This is a genomic window from Vibrio sp. V04_P4A5T148, from assembly GCF_963875605.1.
Classification (GTDB): domain Bacteria; phylum Pseudomonadota; class Gammaproteobacteria; order Enterobacterales; family Vibrionaceae; genus Vibrio; species Vibrio anguillarum.
This window is the reverse complement of the sequence record NZ_CAWNMS010000059.1, coordinates 1-17457: the sequence shown is the minus strand read 5'-3', so window position 1 is coordinate 17457 and position 17457 is coordinate 1. Positions and strand designations below refer to the sequence as shown.

At 44.3% G+C, this 17457-nt stretch carries 14 protein-coding genes and 1 riboswitch; of the genes, 6 read left to right on the top strand and 8 right to left on the bottom strand.

The window, feature by feature from the left end; all coding sequences use genetic code 11:
* Nucleotides 1-11: 11 nt before the first annotated feature.
* From mukB to cmoM, 4 genes are read right to left on the bottom strand one after another with little or no spacing between them, the layout of a single operon-like run.
* The gene (gene mukB / locus AACT18_RS12945; RefSeq protein WP_094125558.1) at nt 12-4469 is read right to left on the bottom strand and encodes a chromosome partition protein MukB; all 4458 of its coding nucleotides are present in this window, start codon (nt 4467-4469) and stop codon (nt 12-14) included.
* Complete coding sequence (mukE, locus tag AACT18_RS12940; RefSeq protein ID WP_017044662.1) at nt 4466-5197, bottom strand: chromosome partition protein MukE; 732 nt, start codon at nt 5195-5197, stop codon at nt 4466-4468. The genes mukB and mukE overlap by 4 nt, the downstream gene beginning before the upstream one ends.
* Nucleotides 5178-6518, bottom strand: a complete 1341-nt coding sequence (gene mukF / locus AACT18_RS12935) for a chromosome partition protein MukF (RefSeq protein WP_094125557.1) — start codon at nt 6516-6518, stop codon at nt 5178-5180. The genes mukE and mukF overlap by 20 nt, the downstream gene beginning before the upstream one ends.
* A 2-nt stretch (nt 6519-6520) precedes the next feature.
* A complete protein-coding gene (cmoM, locus tag AACT18_RS12930) occupies nt 6521-7312 on the bottom strand; it encodes a tRNA uridine 5-oxyacetic acid(34) methyltransferase CmoM (protein WP_010319458.1) in 792 nt (263 codons plus the stop codon).
* 88 nt (nt 7313-7400) lie between these two features.
* Here cmoM and elyC point away from each other — a divergent pair, with 88 nt between their 5' ends.
* On the top strand, nt 7401-8225 hold the full coding sequence (gene elyC, locus AACT18_RS12925; RefSeq protein WP_017049875.1) for an envelope biogenesis factor ElyC: 825 nt from the start codon (nt 7401-7403) through the stop codon (nt 8223-8225).
* Nucleotides 8226-8357: 132 nt separating this feature from the next.
* On the opposite strand, the gene torR is transcribed toward elyC, so the two are convergent.
* Nucleotides 8358-9071: a two-component system response regulator TorR gene (gene torR, locus AACT18_RS12920; protein ID WP_094125556.1), complete on the bottom strand. Its 714-nt coding sequence runs from the start codon at nt 9069-9071 to the stop codon at nt 8358-8360.
* A gap of 287 nt (nt 9072-9358) precedes the next feature.
* On the opposite strand from torR, the gene torD reads away from it, so the two are divergent.
* The 5 genes from torD to AACT18_RS12895 all read left to right on the top strand — a co-directional run bounded on the left by torD (nt 9359) and on the right by AACT18_RS12895 (nt 13387).
* Nucleotides 9359-10003: a molecular chaperone TorD gene (torD, locus tag AACT18_RS12915; RefSeq protein WP_094125816.1), complete on the top strand. Its 645-nt coding sequence runs from the start codon at nt 9359-9361 to the stop codon at nt 10001-10003.
* A gap of 272 nt (nt 10004-10275) precedes the next feature.
* Complete coding sequence (purR, locus tag AACT18_RS12910; RefSeq protein ID WP_026028025.1) at nt 10276-11283, top strand: HTH-type transcriptional repressor PurR; 1008 nt, start codon at nt 10276-10278, stop codon at nt 11281-11283.
* Between the two features lie 161 nt (nt 11284-11444).
* Nucleotides 11445-11530, top strand: a riboswitch (cyclic di-GMP riboswitch).
* A 114-nt stretch (nt 11531-11644) separates the two neighbouring features.
* The gene (locus AACT18_RS12905) at nt 11645-12232 is read left to right on the top strand and encodes a TfoX/Sxy family DNA transformation protein (protein WP_013857073.1); all 588 of its coding nucleotides are present in this window, start codon (nt 11645-11647) and stop codon (nt 12230-12232) included.
* A gap of 148 nt (nt 12233-12380) precedes the next feature.
* A complete protein-coding gene (locus AACT18_RS12900) occupies nt 12381-13061 on the top strand; it encodes a TVP38/TMEM64 family protein (protein WP_047690896.1) in 681 nt (226 codons plus the stop codon).
* A gap of 8 nt (nt 13062-13069) precedes the next feature.
* Nucleotides 13070-13387 (top strand): putative signal transducing protein, encoded by a 318-nt coding sequence (locus tag AACT18_RS12895; RefSeq protein ID WP_081244899.1) that lies wholly within the window; start codon nt 13070-13072, stop codon nt 13385-13387.
* Here AACT18_RS12895 and AACT18_RS12890 read toward each other — a convergent pair.
* From AACT18_RS12890 to glgC, 3 genes are all read right to left on the bottom strand, one after another.
* Nucleotides 13384-14184 carry an alpha/beta fold hydrolase gene (locus AACT18_RS12890; protein WP_017049877.1) on the bottom strand — a complete coding sequence of 267 codons (801 nt, stop codon included), beginning with the start codon at nt 14182-14184 and terminating at the stop codon, nt 13384-13386. The genes AACT18_RS12895 and AACT18_RS12890 overlap by 4 nt on opposite strands.
* Before the next feature lie 133 nt (nt 14185-14317).
* The gene (gene glgA / locus AACT18_RS12885; RefSeq protein ID WP_013857077.1) at nt 14318-15772 is read right to left on the bottom strand and encodes a glycogen synthase GlgA; all 1455 of its coding nucleotides are present in this window, start codon (nt 15770-15772) and stop codon (nt 14318-14320) included.
* Between the two features lies 1 nt (nt 15773).
* Nucleotides 15774-16991, bottom strand: coding sequence for a glucose-1-phosphate adenylyltransferase (glgC, locus tag AACT18_RS12880; protein ID WP_013857078.1), 1218 nt, complete (start codon nt 16989-16991; stop codon nt 15774-15776).
* Between the last annotated feature and the right edge of the window lie 466 nt (nt 16992-17457).

The following is a 17457-nucleotide window of genomic DNA, read 5'->3' as shown; positions in this document are numbered from 1 at the left end:
GGAGGCAATGCTTACAGCATTTCGGCCATCTGCTGTGCTTCTGATTTTGGTTTTTCAGTTTGACCAAAACCCCGTAGACCGACCACATGAACGTGTTCGTGATCTTTAAACACTTTGCGCACTAATTTATAGGTCGTGCCTTTCTCAGGGCTAATATTCTCTGGCGCAGCAATTAAAAGTTGCATATCTAGACGCTCGCACAGTTCAAACAAGGTTGAAATGGATTTGGCATCCAAACGCGCCGCTTCATCTAAAAACAGTAAACGGCATGGAACGATGTCTTTACTGCGTAGACGACGAGATTCCTCTTCCCAACTTTGAATCACCATCAATAAAATAGACTGCCCAGTACCAATCGCTTCACCAGTCGATAACGCGCCCGATTCCGCTTGCAACCAGCCATCGGATCCGCGATTTACTTCAACACTCAACTCTAAGTAGTTACGGTAATCCAATAGCTCTTCACCCAATACTTGCGGTGAACGTTGCCCCATATCGATATGCGGGTTAACACGCTGGAACAATTTCGCCATCGCCTCGGAGAAGGTATAACGAGTACTCTCAAACAGATCTTTATGCTGACTCTGTTTTTCAGATAATCCCGCGAGTAGGATTTCATGGCTCTCGCGTACTTTCACGTTAAGGCGAACGCCTTTCACCTGACCAAAGTTAATGTTAGACAAACCTTGGTTGAGCATCCGAATACGATTTTGCTCACGTTGAATGGTTTTTTTGATGATGCTGGCCACCGATTCAGAGCTGATCGCTAAACGGTTTTCACGTTGAGTCAACTCTTCAGTTAGACGCGCAAGCTCTACTTCCATCTCTTCAATCGCTTCAACAGGATCATCAGTGCGAATGATGTCCTGGCGAATACGCTCACGCAGATGTTGATACACGGCGATGTAGAACAAAACTTTGCGTTCTGGATGTGCGTTATCTTCCGACAAACGCAGCGCATCGCGTAGGTCGTCATTGCTTGCGACTGCTAAACGCAGCGCGCCCAACGATTTATCTGACATGGAACGCAGTTCATCGGCCGATAAATACGCCAGCTCACGTTTATGCAAGCGGCGCTCAACATCGTGATCACGCGCCAAACGTAATACAGAGCACCACCCTGCTTTTGCATTCACCACAAATGTGCGCAGATCTTGATAATCTTTCTGCACCTTTTTCAACCGTTTAACTAATGCTTTCATTTCAAGATCAGTTGCGGTTAGTGTACGTTCATACTCGCTCTTACGGGTACGTGAGGCATGCAGACGCTGTTGCAATTCATCACGACGACGTTCAGCACGCTCTTGCGCACCTTCATCGGCATGCACACCAAACTCTTGTAGCTCCTGCTTGAACTCTTGAACCGTTTCCAACTTAGCTTGATGCGAGCTTTTTAAGGCCGCTAACACTTGGTTATATTGGTTCATTTGGCTTTGAGCCTGTTTGAGCTCATCACGAGTACGGGTACGGGCGCTTTCTGCCTCGACCAATTTGTTTTTGAGCTGCTCACTTAGCTCGCTGCTTTTACTGAGCAGATCAACCGAATCGGAATAGCTAAAATAGTGGCGGCGTTCAATCACGTCTGAAAGTGCAAAGATCTGCACTTTCAATGTCTGAAGAGCTTGATCCGCTTGCTGATATTGTGCAGTGAGTGCATCAAATTGCTGCGGGTCAACCTCAAGCGCTGAAGCAAGCTGCTCTAACTCCGCGATGGCTTTACCGTGCGAGCTTAAAAACGCTTTCGCTTCCGCCAATTGATTAATGTTCAGCTCAGCTTCATCGAAACGTGCTTGCAATGCCTCATCTTCAATGAGCAACATGTTAGGAGCCAGCTTATCGAGCATCGTTAACGCGTGTTTGCTTAGCTGTAACTGGTTGCGTTGCTGCTGTTCTTTTGCATCCAATTCAGCCAATACACGGACCAGTTGATTACGTTGCTCACGTGCCGCTTGCAACGCTTGTTCTGGATCCGCTTCAAAAGCAACTTGGATGTGTGAAGCAACAAATTGATTAAAGCTGTGGTATAGACGTTGCAGTTTTTGTGAATCAAACGCCGCTTTTGCGTGCTCTTCCACCACTTCTTCGCGCTCGTTACGCAGTAACTCTAAACGTTGTTCGCGCGCGGCTCGGCCAAAGAGTGGGATCTCAGGTAAACGAGAATAACGCATTTGGCGGTTATTGAGCTGAACACATACCGCTCCTTCCAATTCGTCAGCATTGAACGAGCTATCATCAAAGGCATCGACATCCCCTTCAATGATGTACAGATCTTCTGGGCAGTCATCAAGCTCTACCAGCTTCTCTTTGATGCCAGATAAATCCGAAACTACAATCGCATGGCGAGCTGGACCGTACATGGCACTGAAATAAGGTGCATCGTCAATCGTGATGTCATCGTAAATTTCAGACAATAAAACGCCGCCTAAGCTATCCGCTAATCCTTTCAAGCGAGGATCATTTGAACCACCAGGAGACGCCAAGCGCTCGATTTCATTTTCAAGCTGCGCGCGACGTTCTGCCAGCTTATCTTTAGCGATTGATTGTGCTTTTTCTTGCTCAAGCACTTGCTGCATCTGCGCCATCACAGCTTGGCTATTTTCTAATGTTGCACCACTTTGTTCGCGTAAGGTATGCAATGCATCGTTGGCAGCAATCCAAGTCGGAGCGATCGATTCCAGTCGTTGAATTTCAGCCTGTTTATCTTGCTCGGTACGGCGCTGCTCACTGCGCTGTTCACGCAGCGCTTCTTGTTCATATTCCAGCGATTCAATCAGAGCGGCGTGGCGCTCGCGCTCTTGCTCTAGTGCTAGCTCATCGTGCAAGTCAATATGGTGTTGCTTTTGGTATTCAGCCACGGACTGACGCGCCACTTGCTGCTGATTTAAGCGACGTTCCAGATCTCGCTGCTGCGCATACCACTGTGCTTCATTTTGGCTGATTTGCTGGGCGTTACGCGCTTGCTGCATGATGGCTTTTGCATGCTGAGCGGCATCGTGACGAGGCACCTCACCCACTACACTACGCACCAGTTGCAGTGCCTGCTCAAACTGTTCGACTGCGGCCGAAGACATGTCCAGTTTATGCTTTAACGCTAATAAGGTGGTGGTGTTAGCGTCTTGCTGATGCTTGAGATCAGAAACCTGCGCTTGGGCACGCTCTGGTGTTAACTGATCATCATCTAGCAATTGTTTGGCTTTATCGAGCGCCTGTACGGCTTGTTGATATTGCAATGCTCGCGTTTGTTGAACATCTAATGCTTGTTGGTAATCGGCCAGTTGACTCTTTAAGCTATCGACCTCATCTTCAGAGATAATCGCTTGCTCTTCAGCCATCATGACGCGCTCTTGCGCCTCTTCCACCACCATCATCTGCTCTTCAAGGCGAATAGTGAGCTCTTGCAAATCCTCTTGATAGCGTTCAATTTTCTCTTGCTGACGCAGTGCGTTTTGCACCAGTTGCAAGTGATCAGAAGCGGCTTGGTGATCTTGTTCTAAGGTAGATTCTTGCTCTAACAGCAGTTCAAGCTCTTCTTGAACTTGATTGAGTAATCGATTTTGCTCAATCAATGTATGGCGAGAACCGAACAACTCGTTACGCAACGCGAGCGTTTGATCTAGCTTATTGTGGCGATCGTTGGCGTGGCGCATGTAATCCGCGGCCACGTAATTTGTCGATTCGGTAATCAGGTGCTTGAAGAGATCGCGATCCGCTTGCGTGGTTTTGATCGCTTCTAATGTCATGCGGTTTTCACGCAACGCCGATTCCATATCTTGGAATGCTTTCTTCACACCACCATTTTGTGGCAACAGATAATCACGCAACGAGCGAGTAATGGCACTGGAAATACCGCCGTATAAAGAAGCCTCAATCAAGCGATAGAATTTTGAACGGTCACTGCTGTTACGCAGTTTTTTCGGCACCACGCCAAATTCAAACATTTGCGCGTGATAATCCACAATGGAGCTAAATGCTTTAAAATGCGCCCCTTCAATTTTCGCGACAATCTCTTTCACTTCATTGAGTTGACGCACGCGCGCGTGGTTGTCTGAGACATTTTCAATCAGCACATCGGTTGGTTTGACATGGCTTGGCAAGCCTTGAATCACAAACGGTTTGATATCAACTTTTTTATCGCGCCCCGCCACCTGTTGTAGCTTAACGCCAAACAGTAAACGCTGTTTGCGTGAATTCACTACATCCAACGCGGCGTAACATGCGCCCGCTTGCAGTTTACCGTATAAGCCTTTATCGCGAGACGCTTGTGAGCTGCCCGCTTCGGTGGTGTTTCTAAAATGGAGCAAACTTTGATCTGGGATCAAGGTGGTGATAAATGCCGCCATGGTGGTCGATTTGCCCGCACCGTTACCGCCTGACAAGGTGGTAACTAATCCATCAATATCAAAAGTACGAGCAAAAAAGCCGTTCCAATTGATCATGGTTAGCGATTGATATTTACCTCTCTCAATCATGCTTCACCTTCCCATTCTGTTTGCTCGTTAACATTTTGTTCTTCAATCTCGTCTTCGTTATCCAGCAAGCTGCCTTGATTCGGTTCTTGGGCGTGGACAACCGCTTCACCATCGCGGATCAAACGCAGTTGCGCTTCACGCATGTCGTCACCAATGCGCACATCGGCACCAAAACGAAATACGGCTTCGCTAATGCGGAATTTATTGGTATCACCTAAATGGATGATCATCCCCAAACGACGTAAACGACGCAGTGAGGTACGCACTTTTTCAAACAGCTTTTCTTTATCTAAGTCTGAACCGCTGGCTCGGTTGGTGACGAGCTTCATCAGTTTTTTTTCATCGGCCAGAGACAGTAGCTCTTCGTACAATTCTTGATTAGTAAAGATGCCTTCGTGCGCAAGGCGTTCAGGACTCAAATAAAGAAAACAGAGCACTTTGCCGACCAGCATATCCAACTCAGACAGCACGCTACGATTGATTAAAGCAGTAGAACGAGGACGCAGGTAAAAAAAGCCTTCCGGCGCTTTGACTAATTCGGTGTTATAGCGTTGGTAAAACAGCGCTAAATCGGGCTCAAAATCCAATAAAAAGGTGTGATTATCCAAATCATCACTAGAAACATGACGCCCAGCTCGAAGCTGGCTATCTAGCGCAGGAAATAAAGGATTTGAAATCGCTTTAGCCAGATTTTCTGGCATGTATTCATTAATATCTGTCGATGACATTTGCTTGTACCTTTGCACCAAAATCGTTGATCGCTTGCCAGTCAGGTTGGATGGCTTGGTAATCTTGCTCTGAGTAGCCAAGCCTCACCGCTTGATCAACAATAATTCGCGCTAAATCAAAATGATGTGTATGGGGATGAGTGGCGAGGTAGTCTCTCAGTACTCGTCCTAAATCAATTGGCATCCCTTGATCTTTATGACCTTTGAGCATGCTGCCGATACGCAAGGAGAGCTCATCATTGACTTGCTGGAACTCTTCGTACTCCACTTCTGGAGGCACTTGCCCCATCACCTCATCATCTCTTAAGACGAGAGCTTCATCACGCAGGTCGGTTAAACGCTCAGCATCGGCATAAGTGAGATACCAAGGCGCGTCAAAATAGTCGCTGAGTGATTGACGTAAACGCTGGCTAAACGCTCGGTTTTGGTCCATATCAATGGCGGTACGAATGAATTTATGGACATGGCGGTCGTAGCCAATCCAGAGATCGATCGCCTGTTGTCCCCAACTGGTGATGCGATCAAGTTTCATCTGTAATCCAAACAGGATTTCTTCAATAAATTCGAGTTCAGCTTCGCCATAAACCAATTCTTGAATATCCAAAATTTGCGTTTGCAGCTCATCCCCCGCCGCTTGTAAAGTGTCTTGCAGTTCACGCAGCGTTGAAGAGGTTTCAGACAATAACGATTCACAGTTGTTGATCGCTTCACGCCAATCTTTATTCAGCAACTCTGCGATTTGCAGTTTGACCGATTGCTGCTGCTCGTCCATCACACGTTGGTTTAAATCGATACGATCAAAAATTTCCCCTACCGAGTATTTTAATACGCCGTAGACGTTCTTTTTCCAATGCCCTGGGGTAGTACCACCTTTATTCGCAGCTTCAATCGCCTTTGCCATTTCATCGGCGACCATAGAAAGCTGAATTGAGAGCTTCAGCTTGGAAAACTCTCTATGGCGGACGTAATAGTCCGTAATACCAATAGCCAACGGTGACAAACGGTAAATGCTAACGCCATCAGTCATCTCGCTGGTGAAGCGGCTCATTAAGCGCTGTTTTACCAACTCATTGATCGCATTATTAGCACGAAACGCGGAGGCTTCACCGGTTTCTTCAAATAAGCGAGTTACGATGGCAAACGCATCGTGTAACTCACCTTCACCTAATTCTTCATCAAACCTTTCGTTACTCAATACTGCGATGGCAATAAGGAACGCCAGTCGTTCTGTCGTCAGGTTCAATGAGAAATCATGCTGCTTTACCCAACCAACCAATTCATCAATAGGTTGCTGTGCAGCGTTCTGAGTCATCTCACTCATTGTTATTCCTGCTCTATTTTCTTTTTCGCCCATACATGAATGTATCGACCTAGCGAGAGGTACGGCTCTTGTCTACATAATTGTTGTTCGAGTGCCAGTACATCTTCATATTGGTAGTCACCCATATTTTTCACATTCCCAATATAGTCACTGAATGATCGGATGCCCGATTTTCCACAAATCTCAAATCCTGATTCTTCGATCCATTGATACACTTCTTCAGGTTTTAGCCCTTGCTGAGGCTGGAGCTTAAACCGCTTGCGATGCGGCATGCCCTCCAATACATGGGGAATGTTGCCACAGACAACATTTTTGTACACCAAGCCATGATGGTTATAGAACATGATTGATGCCATACCACCTGGCCTAACTTGAGCTAACAAATTCTGCAATGCGGGTTTTGGCTCGGCTAACCATTCCATCACTGCGTGAAACAACAACACATCCACTGGCGCACTAAGGTGCGATTGGATGGATTGCACGGGGGAATGTACCAACCGATACTGCTCAAGCAGACCATTTTTGCGGATCTCTTGTTCGGCTAGCTGGAGCATTTCCGAGGATAAATCACACAGCGTGATTTGGTGTCCAAGCTTGGCTATTTTTTGTGACATTTGTGCCAAACCGCCGCCAGCATCAAGCACTTGCAAAGGTTTTGGGTGGTTGCTCAACAAAGCGAGCAGTTGCTCAAGATCTTGCCAAACAATGACTTGACGAATTTCACCTTTGTCAGAGCCGTATATGTTTTTTGCAAATTTGTGGGCAATATCGTCGAAATTCCGGTCTTCAGTCACAGTGGCTTGAGTTATGATAGCGAATCGTGCTGCTATTCTGTCATAGGAATGGCAGGAATAAAGGGGCTTTGTTCCTTTTTATTATCAAGTGGTGTTTTTTCGGACTATTTTGTATATGTTTGAGCTGAAAAAAGTTGTTTCCTCATTATTAATGCCTCTTCCGGCGATGCTAATCCTCGGTTTTGTTGGATTAATGCTCATAATGTTCACCGTCAGACGTAAGACTGGCTGTATGTTTGTCCTCTTCTCTTTAGTGGGGATATTTCTTATCTCTTTCCAACCCTTTGCAACCCGGATGTTAATGCCTTTGGAAAGACAATACTCGGCTTTTCTCCCCGTAGATGGCACCATCGATTATGTGATGGTTTTAGGTAGCGGCCACGTAGTGGATGACCAAATCCCGCCGACCTCGGAACTCAGCCGCACTGCGTTGGTACGCCTAAACGAAGGCATACGTGTCATGCGTATGTACCCCGGCTCAAAGTTGATTTTATCAGGCTACTCTGGCGGGTCGGAATTTAGCCATGCGCGCATGCTAGCCGTGGTGGCACTCGCGCTTGGAGTGAGTAAATCCGATATTATTTTGCTAGAAACAGCTAAAGATACTTGGGAAGAAGCACGACAAGCCGCAGCCTTTGTTCAGCAGCGTAGGCTGGTTTTGGTAACGTCAGCAAGTCATATGGAAAGAGCGTTAAAAGAGTTTAATTCTGCAGGTATTGACCCAATACCTGCGCCAACCAATTTCTTAGCGCAAACGAATATTGAGCAACCTTGGGAAAAATACGCTCCTCGAGCACGTTATTTAGAACAAACCGAGCGTTACTGGTATGAAACGTTAGGGCTGCTGTGGCAAGACTTACGTGATTGGGCCTCCGGGCATGGCGATACAGAATTGGACATCAATAGCAATTAGCTATTAGCTATTATATTCAACCCAAAACGGAGCCACTTATGTGCTCCGTTTTTCTTAGTAATCGCGGCTAGAAAAAATCATGGGAATAAAAAAGCACGGCCCAACGCCAATTTTACACACGCGGTCACTCAGCTAATCACCAGCGAACATATAACCTTCACCGTGCACAGTCACAAAGATTTGCGGATTCTTGGGATCAAACTCCATCTTCGCCCTCATGCGTCGAATCAGTACATCAATCGTTCGATCGTTAGGTGCATCCACACGATGGCTGATCATATTTAAAATACGTTCACGGCTAAGGACTTGATTCGGATAGGACGACAAGGCAACTAATAGCTCATATTCCGCTTTGGTCAGTTTTACGGGTTCACCATTACGGCTCAGCGCACGGCGCTGAATATCAAAGGTCCACTCGCCAAAGCGCACTAAATTCGCATTGTGAGATACACAGCTCTCTTCACTCAGTTTGTTTTTTACTGCCGAGATCCGCCACAGCAAGTTTTTCACTCTCACCAGTAACTCGCGCAATTCAAAAGGTTTAGTCACGTAATCATCGGCCCCCATTTCAAGACCAACAATTTTATCGATACTGTCCGTACGTCCTGTCACTAGGATGATGCCAATATCAGACTGGCTGCGTAGCTCACGCGTTAACATTAAACCGTCTTCACCGGGTAAATTAATGTCTAGCATAATCAAATCTATATCGTTGCTTTTCAACGCTTCTCTCATCTGAGTACCGCTTTCCGCTTGTGTTACTGTATAACCTTCATTTTGAAAGTATCCAGTCAGCTTGCTGCTGGTAACTGCGTCATCTTCAACGACTAATACGTGATAGCTCATTTACACCACTTTACTCTATAGAAAGGTTCAAACCTCGGCTCGAGATTCTGTACAAAGCCATTCTATTCATAAATAGTCATAATTCTAGTCGTACAACTTTTAAAATTAAGAAAGATGAGAGTTTATTGATTCAAAACAACCTTCCGGACATCCATTAACTTAATGAAAAAATCACTCATATTTTTTCATTTTCTTAGTGACTGCTATTCATTTTTATTAGTTACACTTACAGCAGTTACTTTTAAAAAACGATTTTCGCAAAACCACACCCTTGGAGAGCCAGTACTATGCAAGACATAAAAGCTTTTAATGAACAGCGTGCCGAGATTTATTGGTGGCTTTCGAGCTTATTTGTGAAAGAACTTTCGGAACATGAATTAGGGCAATACCATACGTCCGCTATTCGTACATTTCTTTCAGGGTTGGCTGAAAATACGACACTTAAACCTGCCATTGATAAATTAGTTGATGCACTGAACCGATTGCAAGACAAAGAAGACGCACAGCTTGAGCTCGCAGCCGATTTCTGTGATCTTTTTTTAAAATCCAATAAGGAGTCCGCGCTACCCTATGCCTCAATTTACATTGGAAAATCAGGGTTGCTCAATGACGAACCAGCCAGAGCAATGTCGGATTTGATGGCAGCCCATCACATTACAGTCAACGATGCACTCAACGAACCCGCCGACCACATTGCGATTGAACTGGATTTCTTAGGTAACTTGATCATTCGCTCCAATGAGCTTGAACAAGAGACACACCTTGAACAAGCCTTTACGCAGCAGTGTGATTTTATTGAACAACATTTGCTCTCTTGGATCCCACAATTCCATCTTCGCTGCCAACAAATTGATCAATTTGGTTTTTACGGTGCCGCAAGCGAATTGTTGGTCGCGTTTCTTCACTTAGACCGCGACTATTTATCAAACTAATGAGATAACCTGGTTAATACCTATTACTAAATCGGTCAATTGTGACTGTTGACCGATTTATTCGGTGGATTTTTCGTTGCTTGATGGACATTTGCGGACTAGAATCTTGACCGCAAACGATAAAAAATGAATTTAAGATGCAACCGCTGATTAGAGGCGGTTTTTGTGTTTTTACTACTTTTAGGCTTCAATATAACACCGATAGGCCTAATACCGCTGAATTGCTCTTCGTGACTATCACTTTCAGCAGTTATCGACAGGACAGAGAATTTATGGCTACGATTAAAGACGTTGCACGCTTAGCGGGCGTATCAACCACCACGGTATCGCATGTAATCAATAAAACTCGCTTTGTGGCTGAAGCAACCCAAGAACGAGTGATGGAAGCGGTATCAGAGCTTAACTATGCACCAAGTGCAGTCGCTCGCAGCTTAAAATGCAACACCACCCGTACCATTGGTATGTTAGTGACCCAATCGACAAACTTATTTTTTTCTGAGGTTATCGATGGTGTTGAAAGTTACTGCTACCGCCAAGGCTACACACTTATTTTGTGCAATACCGGCGGTATTTACGAGAAGCAACGCGACTACATCCGCATGCTAGCGGAAAAACGTGTCGATGGTATGTTGGTCATGTGCTCGGACCTCACCCAAGAACTGCTTGAGATGCTTGATCGTCATTCAGACATTCCGAAAGTTATTATGGACTGGGGCCCTGAAAGTTCTCAAGCCGATAAAATTATTGATAACTCAGAGGAAGGCGGATATCTCGCCACCAAATACCTTATTGATCATGGCCATACTGACATTGCTTGCTTAAGTGGGCACTTCGAAAAAGCGGCGTGCCAAGAGCGTATTCAAGGGTTTAAGCGGGCTCTTGCCGAAGCAAGCCTAACCGTTCATGAAGATTGGATTTTGGAAGGTAACTTCGAGTGTGATACTGCGGTTCTCGCCGCCGACAAGATCGCCGCCATGGACAAGCGCCCAACGGCTGTTTTTTGCTTTAACGATACAATGGCTCTCGGTTTAATGAGTCGCTTGCAACAAAAAGGCATCCGTATTCCTGATGACATGTCTGTTATTGGTTATGACAATATTGAACTTGCTGAGTATTTCTCGCCACCGTTAACCACGGTTCACCAGCCAAAACGACGAGTAGGGAAAAACGCCTTTGAAATCCTATTGGAACGCATTAAAGACAAAGAGCATGAACGTCGTGTGTTTGAGATGCATCCCGAGATTGTTGAACGCAACACAGTAAAAAACATAACGAAATAGTGTCATTATTTAAAGCAAGCGACAAATGTCAATTTTAGGGATTTTCCTGTATTCGAGACAGAACGCCGTATTAAATAATAGTAAATTTGGAATGAGCATCACGCAAATAATAAATAAACGTGATGCTCATCCAAAAATTTATATATTCTTACTATTAGAAGTCACGCACAGGGCAAACCATTTGAAAAGATGGGACGCAAAGCCTCCGGCCTAAACCGACTATTCGGTAGGTAGCGGGGTTGCCGATGGCAAATATGCAAACGTTAAGTTTACCCCTTACTGACACTCTTTCTGCATAAGTTTGCTAATCTCTCGGACCTGATTTTGGTGGCGTTTTTCCCATACACCGAGAATTTACAGCATGGATAAACCAGTACTTAAAGATTCAATGCGACTCTTCGAACAACTTGGACGCGTTAAGTCCCGTTCAATGTTTGGCGGCTTCGGCATTTTTGTCGATGACACCATGTTTGCTTTGGTCGTAAACGATAAACTTCATATTCGCGCAGACGATCTATCAACCTCTCGCTTTAAAGAGCAAGGCTATGAGCCCTATATCTATAAAAAACGTGGGTTCCCTGTCGTCACAAAATACTTCGCATTACCTGACAATTGTTGGGAAAACCCTTCGCTCATTTTACGAGATGCTGCTGTCGCACTCGAAATCGCCAAACAAGAACGAGAAGTTCAAGCCCAAACGAAGCCAGAACGCCTAAAAGATCTCCCGAACCTTCGACTCGCCACCGAACGTATGCTTAAGAAAGCAGGGATAGAATCAGTAACGGATTTGCATACAAAGGGGGCTTTGGAAGCCTATAAAGCGATTCAGCAAACCCATTCTTCTTCAATCAGTCTTGAATTGCTATGGGCCCTTGAAGGTGCGATTGAAGGCAAGCATTGGTCGGTTATCCCACAATCTCGACGCGATGAATTAGCTAAAAGCCTTTAACTTCAGAGTAAATAAATCTCTCGATTAAATAATCAAATACGCTCGCATCACCATGCGGGCGTTTTTTTAATCCCGTTTTGAAATATAAATTCGACTTCCTCTGTCTTCTTCACTATATCTAGTAAAATATGTCGTTTTGAGGAATACCATGAATAAAAAACTTCTCTTAGGCTTGGCTTTATTTGCCTTTATTGTCTTTTTGATTGTAAATTTTGGCCAATATCTAACGTTAGATAATGCCAAAGCACAGCAAATGCTATTAAACGAATACATTAGCCAAAACGTGATCAGCGCTGCTTTGATCTATTTTTCACTCTATATTGTGCTCACCGCTTTCTCTATCCCAGGAGCGGCGGTCGTCACGTTACTGGGTGCTGCGCTGTTTGGTTTTTGGACTAGCTTACTGCTTGTCTCCTTTGCCAGCACCATAGGCGCAACTATCGCCTTTTTGAGTAGCCGTTTCTTACTGCGTGAATGGATTCAAACAAAATTTGGTCAAAAGCTGCAAACGATTAATCAAGGCGTTGCAAAAGATGGGGCATTTTATCTATTCTCACTGCGCTTAATTCCGGTTTTCCCTTTTTTCTTGATTAATTTATTAATGGGCCTAACACCCATATCAACCGCTCGCTTTTACCTGATTAGCCAACTCGGTATGCTGCCCGGCACTGCCGTTTATCTGAATGCTGGTACTCAACTAGCTGAAATTGAAAGCTTATCCGGCATTGTATCTCCTTCGGTTTTGCTTTCATTTGCTCTATTAGGTCTTTTTCCTATTCTCACCAAGTGGATTATGGCCAGATTGAACAAAAACCCAACTTCCGCCTGAAGTGAATAATGATGAAAATTTGTGTTTCAAACCACCCGATAGAGGCATATATAGTTTGTCAGTATTTACAGCAATTCAATATTCGCTGTGAAGTGAGAGGCGATAACTTATACGGCTTAGGTGGAGAGCTCCCTTTTTCAGAAGAAACCTTGCCTTATATATGGCTGTTGGATGAAGCTCAAATCGCCGAGGCTCAAGCACAATTATTGGCCTATCAGATAGAAGAGATAAACGAAGAACCTAACTGGGTTTGTGGACAGTGCAACGAGGAAAATGGGCCGCAGTTTGCAGCCTGCTGGTACTGCGGTTGTTTAGATTCAGACTAACGAGTCTGATGCTGGCGGATGAACTCAATTGAGTGGTGGTTAAACATCTCAGATTGTTCAACATTACACACGTGGCCGCAATCTGGGATTTCTAATAACACACTTTGTCTATGCATTGCCACCATGTCTTTAACGGGTTGAATGAACATATAGTCTCTCTCTCCCATAAGATAAAGAGTGGGAATGGGTAGCTCTTTCTCTTTGAAGCATTTCATCAGAGGATTGACTTCGGAAGTCAGCATAAACCAGCGTTTAAACTCTTTTTGGCACAGCTTCTTCGCTTCTCGAATAAAAAGATGCCGTGACTCTTTTTGGTTGCGTTGTGGCATTACAATGTAAGCAAACAGACGATAAAGCCACATGTAAGGAATGATGTGCTTACTCAAATTACCCAACTTTACGAGCACTTGAGAGCGCACATTCAAACGGGTTATCGCTCCACCCAAAACCATAGAGCAAACTCGCCCAGTCGCCATTTCAGCAAGATTACGTACAATAATGGTACCGAGTGACATTCCAACAAAATGGGCAGACTGAATTTTCAAATGATCGAGTACTTTGAGAATATCAAGAGTGACGGATTTAAACGTGTAACGATTTGCCATCAACTCTTTAAACAGTTGGTTTGACTTACCATGACCTCGTAAATCAACTAATAACAGATTGAAATGCTCACGGTACGCTTTGATTTGCTTAAACCAGATGGATGAACTTCCACCTGCGCCATGCACAAAAACAACCCATTCATCACTGGTGGGATGCAGGTAGGTCTTATGGAAAAGTAGGCTATGAGACATACAAAACCGTTAATCAGCTTCAATTTGAGAAACGCAAGACTACCACAAAACGGGGGTTGAATAGCAAAAAATCATGCAGGCTCGTTCGGCTCAACAAGTAAGGCGCCAAAGCGCCTTACTTGTTATAAAAACATCAGTCATGAAACGCGAGATGATACATCTTGATGTACTCTTTCGCTGAATCCTGCCAGCTAAAGTTTTGTCGCATCGCCCTCTGCTGAACCTCCAACATAGTTTCGGGATGTTGAAGATAAAACAGCATCGCTCGCTGCATTGCAATAAGCAGTGCTTCTGGAGAAGGATCATGAAAACCAAAGCCGGTCGCTTCTTCAGGAAACTTATCATAATCACGTACGGTGTCTTTTAAACCACCAACTTCACGAACGATGGGCAGCGTGCCATAAGCCATGCTGTAGATCTGATTCAAACCGCAAGCTTCAAATTCTGAAGGCATTAAGAAGAAATCAGAACCGGCTTCAACCAAATGTGCAAAACGATTGCTATAAGCTTCAACAAACGCAAATTTATCAGCATGCTTCGCCGCCATTTTATGTAGCTGAACAGCAACTTCAGGCTCTCCTGTGCCAACAATAATGAGCTGAGCATCATTGCGTAAGAACGACTCTAGTATAGGTAAAATATAGTGGAAACCTTTTTGGTGGGTGAGTCGACAAACCATCCCAAACAAAGGCAAGTCACGCTGAGGTAATTGCAGCTCCTCTTGCAACATGCGCTTACTCGCCCGTTTGCCCGCTTGAAGTGATTCAGCTTCATCACAGTAGCCAAGAGGAAGAAATTCATCGTTTTGTGGATCCCACTCGCTATAATCACACCCATTAACGATGCCGTGCAAATCTCTAGCTCGGTGAACAAAATCATCTACTAACCCATGAGAGCCAAGCGGTGTTAGCAGCTCGGAAGCATAATTAGGGCTAACGGCATTGATTTTGTCAGCAAAGGCAATCCCTGCTCTTAGCATACTGACGTGATCGTGTCCGTAGCGTAAAAATTCCATGCCAGATAAGTTCAATTCTGGGATGATCTCTAATTGATGATAAGAAAAAATACCTTTAAAAATCGCGTTGTGAACGGTCAATACGCTTTTCATATCAGAAAAATAAGCGTCATGCTGGTAACGCGTTTTCAACAAAAATGGAACCAACCCTGTATGCCAATCATTTGCATGGATAATCTGTGGTTTTTTACCGAGCTTAGGTAAAACATCTAGGCTAGCTGCTGAAAAGAAACCAAAACGCTCGCCATTATCAGCGTACGCTTGGTTATTCTCGCCATACATTTGTGCTCGGCCAAAATATTGTTCACATTCAATTAAGTACACGGCCACTCCATCTAGCTCCATCTGGCGGACCAGATATGAAGTATGAGGCCAATGGGTAAGCTCAGTTTCTAGCACAACAGGAGCATCTGAAATGCCCAATATAGAACGATAAGCAGGTAGCACAATAGCTACCTGATGACCTAACTCTTGCAGTGCTTTAGGCAGTGCTTTGGCCACATCGGCCAAACCACCACTTTTGATCAAACCTTGAGCTTCTGAAACGGTAAACCAAACATCGATTTTTTCCATTCTAGAATCCAACTTTTGTTCCTTTTGCGATAACAACGATGCCCTCATCAGAAACATGGAAACGTTGTCTATCGAGTTCTAAATCTTCACCAATGATAGTGCCTGGCGCTATTTCGACATTTTTATCAATAATCGTACGCTTAATTGTACATCCTTCGCCAATTTTAACATCACCGAGGATCACGGATTCACTCACTAAAGTGTTGGCTCCAATGTTACTGCGGTAGCCTAGTACCGATTTATAAATCTTCGCACCTTGAATGTAGCTTCCGCCGGAGATCAAGCTGTCGGTAATCTGTACTTTACGATCGTGTGAATCAACAAAGGTTGCAGGTGGCAACGGTGGATAATAAGTGTGGAGAGGCCAGCTACGGTTATACAACGAAAAATCGGCATCATGCTCTAATAGATCCATGTGCGCTGCCCAGTAGGCCTCAATCGTACCAACATCACGCCAGTAAGTTGTGTCTTTTTCGCCTTTGATTTTATTGGTTGAAAAATCATAGACATAAACCTCTCCTTCTGGGAAAAGTTTAGGAATAATATCTTTGCCAAAATCATGGCTGGAGTGATTATCTTCAGCATCACGACGCAGTTCTGCACAGAGTTTATCTGTATCGAATATGTAGTTACCCATAGAAACAAGTGCAAGGTCTGGGTGCCCAGGGATCGCTTTAGGGTTGCAAGGTTTTTCTTCAAAACCGACCATTTTTCCGGCTTCATCAACTTCAATCACACCAAACTGAGACGCTTCTTTCAGCGGCATTCTCAGCGCAGAAACGGTCAGTTTTGCGTCTACACGTTTATGGAAATCGAGCATCTGGCGGATATCCATTTTATAGATATGATCAGAGCCAAAAATACATACTTGGTCGGGGGTAGAGAGTTCAATAAAACGAATATTCTGGTAGATAGCATCCGCAGTACCTTCGTACCAGCGCTTGCCATCACGCATCTGTGCGGGGATTGAATCGATAAACCGATCAGTGATGCCCGAAAGGTTCCAGCCTTTCTTCATATGTAAATACAACGATTGTGATTTAAATTGTGTAAGCACGTAGATACGCATCAAATCCGCGTTTACAAAATTATTCAAAGCAAAATCGATTAAACGATAACTGCCACCAAATGGCACTGCAGGTTTACTACGAGATTCCGTTAAAGGCATCAAGCGCGAGCCTTCGCCACCAGCAAGGATCATTCCTAAAACACCAGCCATTTTAATTCTCCTTATTTCATTCTTATATTTGCATTCCATACCTTAATTTACAGGGGATGTATGGATGCTATCCTTATTGACCACTTGCATTGGGCTGTATGAAACTCCCTCACCACCCTAAATGCAATCGGTTGTTTATACGTTATCGAATTAAAGAAATAATACAATTTTAAATACGCTGTTCTGACTTGTCTGAACCCTTTAGTTTGCTAACTCCTAACCTAGCTCACATTTACAGCTCGGTGTAACATATAAACATAACAATGTATTAACTAATCATTTTTATTCACTTTATTGATGCATTCTTAATTTTATATACACTCTCTTTTTATTAAAAATACAACGAATTTATGACGCTATGTTTACTAGGTTAAAGACATAAATATTAATTACACCAAATAGCTCCATTTTAATTGTTGAACCGACTGAACAATTCACAACATGCTGGTGCAATAGGGCTATCTCC